The 7,718-nt window shown below is 73.4% G+C and carries 8 protein-coding genes; 2 read left to right on the top strand and 6 right to left on the bottom strand.

Annotated elements, in window-relative coordinates:
- Positions 1–121 precede the first annotated feature (121 nt).
- Positions 122–283 carry a DUF6059 family protein gene (locus ACFV0O_RS06850; RefSeq protein ID WP_380337354.1) on the top strand — a complete coding sequence of 54 codons (162 nt, stop codon included), beginning with the start codon at positions 122–124 and terminating at the stop codon, positions 281–283.
- Positions 284–305: 22 nt separating this feature from the next.
- On the opposite strand, the gene ACFV0O_RS06845 is transcribed toward ACFV0O_RS06850, so the two are convergent.
- The 5 genes from ACFV0O_RS06845 to ACFV0O_RS06825 all read right to left on the bottom strand — a co-directional run bounded on the left by ACFV0O_RS06845 (position 306) and on the right by ACFV0O_RS06825 (position 5,501).
- Positions 306–1,253: an SDR family NAD(P)-dependent oxidoreductase gene (locus ACFV0O_RS06845; RefSeq protein ID WP_380337351.1), complete on the bottom strand. Its 948-nt coding sequence runs from the start codon at positions 1,251–1,253 to the stop codon at positions 306–308.
- Position 1,254: 1 nt separating this feature from the next.
- A complete protein-coding gene (locus ACFV0O_RS06840; protein ID WP_380337348.1) occupies positions 1,255–2,055 on the bottom strand; it encodes a BTAD domain-containing putative transcriptional regulator in 801 nt (266 codons plus the stop codon).
- 287 nt (positions 2,056–2,342) lie between these two features.
- Positions 2,343–4,013 (bottom strand): MDR family MFS transporter, encoded by a 1,671-nt coding sequence (locus ACFV0O_RS06835; protein ID WP_380337345.1) that lies wholly within the window; start codon positions 4,011–4,013, stop codon positions 2,343–2,345.
- A 128-nt stretch (positions 4,014–4,141) separates the two neighbouring features.
- Positions 4,142–4,735 (bottom strand): TetR/AcrR family transcriptional regulator, encoded by a 594-nt coding sequence (locus tag ACFV0O_RS06830; RefSeq protein WP_380337342.1) that lies wholly within the window; start codon positions 4,733–4,735, stop codon positions 4,142–4,144.
- A gap of 133 nt (positions 4,736–4,868) precedes the next feature.
- Positions 4,869–5,501, bottom strand: coding sequence for a flavin reductase family protein (locus ACFV0O_RS06825; protein WP_380337340.1), 633 nt, complete (start codon positions 5,499–5,501; stop codon positions 4,869–4,871).
- A 333-nt stretch (positions 5,502–5,834) separates the two neighbouring features.
- On the opposite strand from ACFV0O_RS06825, the gene ACFV0O_RS06820 reads away from it, so the two are divergent.
- Positions 5,835–6,599, top strand: coding sequence for an SDR family NAD(P)-dependent oxidoreductase (locus ACFV0O_RS06820; RefSeq protein WP_380337337.1), 765 nt, complete (start codon positions 5,835–5,837; stop codon positions 6,597–6,599).
- A 52-nt stretch (positions 6,600–6,651) separates the two neighbouring features.
- Here the strand turns inward: ACFV0O_RS06820 and ACFV0O_RS06815 are convergent, their stop codons facing one another.
- The gene (locus tag ACFV0O_RS06815; protein ID WP_380337334.1) at positions 6,652–7,386 is read right to left on the bottom strand and encodes an SDR family oxidoreductase; all 735 of its coding nucleotides are present in this window, start codon (positions 7,384–7,386) and stop codon (positions 6,652–6,654) included.
- Positions 7,387–7,718: the final 332 nt, after the last annotated feature.

Genomic DNA, 7,718 nt, shown 5'->3' with positions numbered 1-7,718 from the left:
CGTTGTGGGGTGGTTTGTGTGGGCGGGGGGCGCGCGGCGGGGGGGGGTGGGGGGGGGGGTGACGGGGGCGGGGGGTGCGTAATGTTCGGGGGCCGGGGGGCGGGCCGCCGCGCCCCCGGCGGTGGTGCCGGAGCCGCGGCGGTTGTGCGGGCCCGGGCCGGGGCATCCCGAGCGGCTCTGCCCGGAACTGCCCCTGAGCGCGGTGGAGGCGCGGTTGAGCAGGGAGCTCGGTGGGCTCCCCGGGCCGCCCGGTCGGGGTGAGGGCCGGCGGTCGGCCGGTTGAGCGGGGTGCCCGCGGGCTGCGGTCAGTCCGTGCCGACCAGGGCGGCGGAGAGCTCCCAGAGGCGTTCGGCGCGCTCCGGGTCGAGGGCTTCGGGGAGGTAGCCCCGGGGCGGGGTCGATCCGTTCCACGGGCGGGCGACGGCGCAGTCCTCCAGGTAGGCCCCGCCGGTCCCGGCCAGCTCCGGGGCGACCGCCGCCCACACCGAGGTGGCGGCGCCCTGGGCGGCGGTGCGCAGGCGCGGGTCGGGTGTGCCGTCCGGGCGGATCAGGCCGACCGCGACCTTGGTCCCGGTGTCGAGGTGGCGCTGGAGGCCGGTGAGGGCGGCGCCGGGGCTGACGGTGTTGGCGAGCACGCCGCCCGCCCGGTGCCGGCCGGTGAGGGCGACGGCGAAGAGGGCGTTGGCGGTCTTGGACTGGGCGTAGGCGAGGTACGGGTCGTACGGGCGGTGCTCGAAGTGCGGGTCGTCGAGGTCCAGCCCGCCCAGGTGGTGTGCGCTGGAGCCGACCACGACCACGCGGGCGTGTCCGGCCGCTCGCAGGGCGGGCAGCAGGCGGACGGTCAGCGCGAAGTGGCCGAGGTGGTTGACGCCGAGGTGGGTCTCGAAGCCGTCGTGGGTGCGGCCGGGCGGCAGGCCCATGACGCCGGCGTTGGCGACCAGCAGGTGGACGGGTTCGCGCTGTCGGAGCAGGTCGTCGGCGAACTCCCGGACGGAGCGGAGGGATCCGAGGTCGACCGTCGCGACGGTGACGGCCGGGTTCCCGGTGCTCGCCCGCAGGCCGGCGGCGACGGCCTCGGCGGGCCGGAGGGAGCGGGCGCCGATGACCACGCGGGCGCCGGCTCGGGCGAGTGCGCGGGCGGTCTCCAGGCCGATGCCGGAGGCGCCGCCGGTGACGACCGCGCTGCGTCCGGTCAGGTCGTGGCCGGCAACGACGTCCAGCGCGGTGGGTGCGGGCGGGGTGACGGTCGCCATGTCAGGATCTCCTTGCCCCGGAGACGGCGGGCATCCGGTGGACCGGCGGCCCGTCGACCCGCAGCACCTGCTGGTGGACGCGCTGGAGTTCCGCCGACGGGTCGAGCCCCAGCTCCTCGCCGAGCAGGCGCCGCACCCGCTGGTAGGCGTTCAGGGCGTCGCCGCGCCGGCCGGAGCGGTTCAGCGCCAGGATCAACTGGGTGTGGAACCACTCGTTGAAGGGGTAGGCGGAGACCAGGGTCTGCAGTTCGGCGACGAGTTCGCGGTGGCGCCCGAGTTCCATGTCGGTGCGGACCCGGGCCTCCAGGGCGCTGATCCGCCGCTCCTCCAGGTGGGTGGCGTAACTCGCCAGCACGGGGCCGCAGGTGACGTTGGACAGGGCCGGTCCGCGCCACATCGCCAGGGCGTCCTCCAGGAGTTCGGCGGCCCTGAGTGGTTCGTCGTCCTCGGTGAGGAGGCGGGCGTCCTCGACGAGCCGGTCGAACCGGGGCGCGTCGAGCTGCCGTTCGTCGATCCGCAGCACGTAGCCGGGCAGGACGGTGGAGATCATGTGCCCGGCCGCCTCCTCGCCGACTTCGGAGGCGAAGGCTTTGCGCAGTTGGTAGATGTAGGTCTGGGCGGTGGTGACCGCGCTGCGCGGCGGGCGGTCGTCCCAGAGCTCGGTGATGATGGAGTCCAGGCTCACCACCTGGTTGACCCGCAGGAGCAGCAGGGCCAGCAACTGTCGGGTCTTCGGGGGACTGGGGGTCCGCGCACACCCCAGGTGGTGTACCTCCAGTGGTCCCAGCACCTTGAAATCCATGGGAAGCTCCTCGCCGGTCGGCTGAATCCTCATGAACGCGGGCGGCCGGCCCGTTCTGGTGGCCGGCCTGCGATCAGGACCCTAGGAGCCTTGTCCGGGAACGCTCAAGGCGAATGCTTCCAATGGTGCGCCGGACACCCACCTTCGGGGTATCCGGCGATGTCACTGAAGAGAGATGGCGCGTGGCGCGGCCGCTGTGCGGTCGCCCGTACGGGGGTGACGGGCGGCCTACCACCCGCGGGTGGCGGCGGCCGCACCACGGCCGGTTCAGTGGAACTGGCCTACCGTCAGTTCTGACGATGCGTCAATCCTTCTTCCAGTCCACCCGGTTGGGCCGGGACGTCGACCGGGTCGGCCGGGCCGCCGGCGTCGGGGGATCCGGCTCCGTCCGCGCCCGCGTCGTCGTCCTCGTCGAGGTCCAGGTGGGCGAACTCGCCCAGCGGGACGCTCTGGTCGAGGTGGACGTTCTTGAGGAAGGCGGAGAGGATCAGCACCCCGACCATCACCGGGGTGAGCCAGAAGAACACCTCGGTCAGGGAGTCGCTGAAGGCCAGCCGAAGACCGTCCCGGACCGCCGGCGGCAGCGCCGCGACCACGGTCGGCGACACCGATCCGTCGGAGGGCACCGCCGCGGCCTGGGCGGCTGTCAGGTGCTTGGCGAGGCCGTTCTCGTACTGGTGGCTGAACACGGCGCCGAGCGCGGCGAGGCCGATCGACCCGCCGATGCGCTGGGAGAACGCCGCCGTCGCGGTGCCGACGCCGAGGTCACGGCGTTCGACGGTGACCTGGACGGCGATCACCAGCGGCTGCATCATCAGGCCGAGGCCGGCGCCGAGGATGGTGACGTAGACGGCGAGCAGCCACCAGCCGGTGTGCTCGTCCATCGTGGAGAGCAGGAACATGGTGAGCGCGCCGATCACGGCACCCACCATGGGGGACCACTTGTAGCGCTCGGTCTTGGTGATCAGGTTGCCGCCGACGACCGAGGAGAACATCAGGCCGACCATCAGCGGCAGGGTGAGCAGCCCGGTGTTGGTGGCGGTGATGCCCGTGACCAGCTGGAGGAACATCGGGATGAAGGTGGCCAGGCCGTTGACGCAGGTGAACACCAGCATGCTGGCCAGACAGGCGAACACCACCGTGCGGACCGTGAACAGCCGCAGCGGGATCAGCGGGTCACTGGCGTGCCGCTCGGCCAGGATGAAGGCGGCGACGAACACCGCCATGCCCGCGAACAGGCCGAGGATGGTGGTGGAGGACCAGGCGTACTTGGTGCCGCCCCAGGAGGTCGCCAGCACCAGGCAGGTGAGCGCGCCGGCCAGCATGACGAACCCGGCGTAGTCGATCTTCCCGCCGCGGTTGCGCACCGGCAGCTTGAGCGCGGTGCCGGCCACGGCGAGCGCGACCAGGCCGAGCGGCAGGTTGATGTAGAAGACCCAGCGCCAGGTGGTGTGGTCGACGAAGTAGCCGCCGATCAGCGGGCCGGCCACCGAGGAGAGGCCGAGGACGGCGCCGTACAGGCCCATGTACTTGCCGCGTTCACGGGTGGGCACGATGTCGGCGATGATCGTCAGGGTCAGCACCATGAGGCCGCCGGCGCCCACGCCCTGGATCGCCCGGAAGGCGATGAGCTGGAAGATCGACTGGGCGGCGCCCGCCAGGGCCGAGCCGGCGAGGAACGCGACCAGGGCGAACAGGTAGAGCTTGCGCCGCCCGTAGAGGTCGGCGAGCTTCCCGTACATCGGCGTCGAGATGCCCGAGGCGAGGATGTAGGCGGTGAACAGCCACGAGGTGTACTTGAGGCCGTGCAGATCCCCGACGATCGCGGGCAGCGCGGTGGCGACCACGGTCTGGTCCAGCGCTCCGAGGGACATGGACAGTAACAGGGCCGACATGACGACGGCCAGTTGGCGGCGGCTCAGTGGGCTCCGGGCGGCGTCGCCAGCTGTTGGTGGCACGGGTGGCTCCTTGGTGCGGCTGTCACGGTGGACGGGTGGTCTGGGGTGGTGCCGACGGGTGGTGGGGAGCGGTACGGCGGTGGGGCGCGGGTTCAGCGGGTACGGCGCGTATGGCGGGTGCGGCCTGCTCAGAGGCCCCGTTCGAGCAGGTCGAAGGCCTCGTCGATGAGGTCGGCCGTGGTCCGGCCGTCCTCGTTGATCCAGGAGAAGCGCACCGCCCACTGGATCACCGAGAACGCCGAGGTGACGACGACGCTCGGGTAGCTGTCCTTCATCGGGTCGGCGCCCGTCCGCTCGGCGACCGCCAGGATGAGGCTCCGGAAGATCTCCTCCTCGCCCCCCGAGCCGCGCTTGGCCAGGAGTTCGGGGTGCCGGCGCCACAGTTCGCGCCAGAGTTCGGACTCCTCGCGCGCCGGGACGAAGGAGTCCGCGATCTCCCGGGCGACCACGCGCATCGAGCGGAAGACCGGCTCGTCGGCGGGGCGGTCCTGGAACAGCGCGGTCAGGGACTCCGCCGACCAGGACGGTCGCATCTGGAGCGCTTCGTCCTTGCTGGAGAAGTAGTTGAAGAAGGTCCGGGGACTGATGTCGGCGGCCTCGCTGATGGCCTCGACGGTCATCGCGTCGAGGCCCTTGTCGAGGACCAGGCGGACGGCCGTGAGCGTGATCGCGTGTCTCTTGGCCGCCTTCTGGCGTTCTCTGCGTTGGTCGGATGCACTCATCACCACTGCACTCTATGCAATCTTGGCACTGTCTGCAATACGTGCAGAGGTTGCATTCTCATCGGACAATGCAAAAATTGCAGTGAGTGCAACACGCGGTCCGGCCCTCGCGGGGATCAGCCCTCCGCGGGGCTCAGCCCTCCGCGGCCAGGGTGATCGCGGCCGACGCCTCGTCCGGCTGGGCGGGCCAGGTCCCGTACTGGCTGCGCCAGTACATGAGCGGGGTGGACAGCCCCCGGTGGGCGGCGCCGTCCACCACCGCGCCCACCAGTACCGTGTGGTCACCGGCCCGGACGGCGCCCGCCAGCCGGCACTCCGCGTGGGCGATCGCGTGCCGCTCGATCCACGGCAGGCCGCTCACCGGGCCCGGCCGCCACGGCGTCGCACCGAAACGGTCGCCGCCGCGGGAGGCGAACAGGGTGGACACCCCCTCGCCGCGCTCCCGCAGCACGTTGACCACGAACGCGCCGCGCGCCAGGACCGCGGTCAGCACCGTGCTGCGGTTGTCCAGGCAGGCCAGCAGCAGCGGCGGACGTGCGGAGACGCTGCACACCGCGCTGCAGGTCAGGCCCTTGGGGTTGCCCTCCTCGTCGAGCGTGGTGAGGACGGTCACCCCGGTGGGCAGGGTGGCCATGATCGACCGGAACACGGTGTCGTCCACGTGCGGTCCGGTGGTGTCGCCGTCGATCCGCAGCACCCGCGCGTCGGTGTGCGGGTCCCCGGCGCGCGGGTTCCCGGCCGGCCGGTTCTCGGTGTCGGCGCTCATGCGTCCTCCTGGTCCTCGGGTGCGGTCCCGTCGTCGGCCGGGGCGGCCGCGCGGATGGCGGCGAGGCTGGCAGAGCCGTTTCGAACCGGGTTCGAATTCCGGCCGACCCGCTCCTTCGCCGCCGCCCGCGAGCCGCGCCACGCCGGCCCTGGCCGTATGCCTCCGCGGCCCGCCTTGGCCGCCTGCCTCCGCCGGTCGCCGAGGGCGGTGGCCGGGGCGGCGGCCGGCCTCGAACCGCCCTCCAGTCGGGCCGGGCAGTGTCGCGCCGGGACCGGCCCTCCGCCGGCCCCCCGGAGTCGGGCCCACCGGACACCGGGCCGCGAAGGAGACAGCGTGGAACTCGCAGTCGCGGACCGGGTGGTCCTGGTCACCGGTGCGACCGGAGGGATCGGGCGGGAGATCGCGCGGGCCTTCGCCGCCGAGGACGCCAGGGTCCTGATCGGCTACCACAGCAAGGAGCGCGAGGCCGCCGAACTCGCCGACGAGCTGGGTGCGGCCAAGGGCCGGGCGCGGGCCGTGCGCTACGCGCTGACCGACCCGCGGGGCACGCTCGACGAACTCGCCGCCGCGGGCGACGGCTGGGCGGACATCGACGTCCTGGTCGCGGGCGCCGTACGGATGATGGGCACCCGCCGGCCCCCGGGCGTGCACTTCGAGGACGTCGCCGTCGAGGACTGGGAGCCCGTGGTGCAGCAGAACCTCGCGCCGACGCTGCGGCTCGCCCAGCTGGTGGTGCCCGGCATGCGGCGGCGCGGCTGGGGCCGGATCGCCCTGCTCTCCTCCCACGTGGCGGTCGACGGCCACCGGGGCCAGGAGTTCTACGGCGCGGCCAAGTCCGGCCTGCACGGCTTCGCCCGCAGCCTGGCCTGGGACACCGGGACGGACGGCATCCTGGTCAACGTGGTCTGCCCCGGGCTCACCCTGACCGAGCGGGCCCTGACCGGCCTGCCGGCCGCGGTGCGCGAGCAGGAGACCGCGCGGACCGCGAGCGGCCGGCTCAGCGCGCCCGCCGACGTCGCCAACGCCGTGCTGTTCGTCTGCTCCGGGGCCAACGGCAACATCACCGGCGAGGTGCTGACCGTCGCGGGCGGCCGCTGACGCACGCGCGCGGGGCGGCCGGGAGCCCCGGCCGCCCCGCGCGGACAGGGCGTCAGCCCAGCTGCTCCCGGGTGGAGAGCACCGTCAGCTCGGTCAGGTGCACCCCCGCCGGGGCGTGCAGCACGTGCAGCACCTGCTCCGCCACCTCCGCCGGATCCAGTCCGACCGCCTCCTGCACCTTGGCCAGCACCGCGCGCAGCGCTTCGTCCCCGATCCGCCCGCTCCCGCCGGTGCGCACCGCGCCGGGCGACACCAGGGTGACCCGGACGCCGTCCCCGGCGAGCTCCAGCCGCAGCCCGTCGCTGATCGCCACCAGGGCGTGCTTGGTCGCCGCGTAGACGCCCTGGACCGAATGGGCCACCGAACGCCCGGCCGTGGAACCGATGTTGACGATCTGCGGATGCTCCCCGGCGAGCAGCGCCGGGATCGCCGCCCGGGTGACCGTCAGCACCCCGAGGACGTTCAGGTCGACCATCGTCCGCCAGTCGGCGGGATCGCCGTCCCGGACGAGGCCCAGCGGGAACACGCCCGCGTTGTTCACCAGGACGTCCAGCCCGCCGAGCTCCGCGCAGGCCCCGGCGACGGCGGACCCGGCCGCGGCCGGGTCGGCCAGGTCCACCCCCACCGCCACCGCGCCGAGTTCGGCCGCGAGGGCGTCCAGCTCCGCCGACGGACGGGCCAGCAGCGCGACCCGCCCGCCGTCGGCGGCCACCGCCCGGGCGATCGCCGCGCCGATCCCGCGCGAAGCCCCCGTCACCAGCACCCGTCGCCCGCTCGATCGCGTCATCCTCGGTCCCCTTCCCGATGTCCCCGGACTCCCCGGGGGCCTTCCCTGTTTCCCGGCCGATCAGTACCGGGAACGGTTGGAGAACGGCTGGAAGACCGGCCGCATGTCCTTCCCAACTCGGCTGCCGCGCACGGCTGTCGGGGCGGCGGAGTCGACCGGTAGGGTCGGTCGGCCGTTCCCGCAGCCGTTCTCCAGCACCGTTCGAGGCGGACCGGCCAGGGTGTGGGGGGGGGGGGGGGGGGCCCCCCGCGCCCCCCCCCCCCCCCCCCCGCGCCGGGGGGGGGAAGTGCTCTCACAAAATAAAGATATTGGTTGTGGGGGGGGGGGCGAGC

It is taken from the genome of Kitasatospora sp. NPDC059577 (assembly GCF_042735475.1).
Classification (GTDB): Bacteria; Actinomycetota; Actinomycetes; order Streptomycetales; family Streptomycetaceae; genus Kitasatospora.
The sequence above is the reverse complement of the archived record's forward strand: the minus strand, read 5'-3'. Positions and strand labels throughout refer to the sequence as shown.

Coding starts and splice junctions, on each gene's coding strand:
- ACFV0O_RS06825 (WP_380337340.1), bottom strand. CDS start 5,501: ATGAGCGCCGACACCGAGAACCGGCCGGCCGGGAACCCGCGCGCCGGG.
- ACFV0O_RS06840 (WP_380337348.1), bottom strand. CDS start 2,055: ATGGATTTCAAGGTGCTGGGACCACTGGAGGTACACCACCTGGGGTGT.
- ACFV0O_RS06815 (WP_380337334.1), bottom strand. CDS start 7,386: ATGACGCGATCGAGCGGGCGACGGGTGCTGGTGACGGGGGCTTCGCGC.
- ACFV0O_RS06830 (WP_380337342.1), bottom strand. CDS start 4,735: ATGAGTGCATCCGACCAACGCAGAGAACGCCAGAAGGCGGCCAAGAGA.
- ACFV0O_RS06845 (WP_380337351.1), bottom strand. CDS start 1,253: ATGGCGACCGTCACCCCGCCCGCACCCACCGCGCTGGACGTCGTTGCC.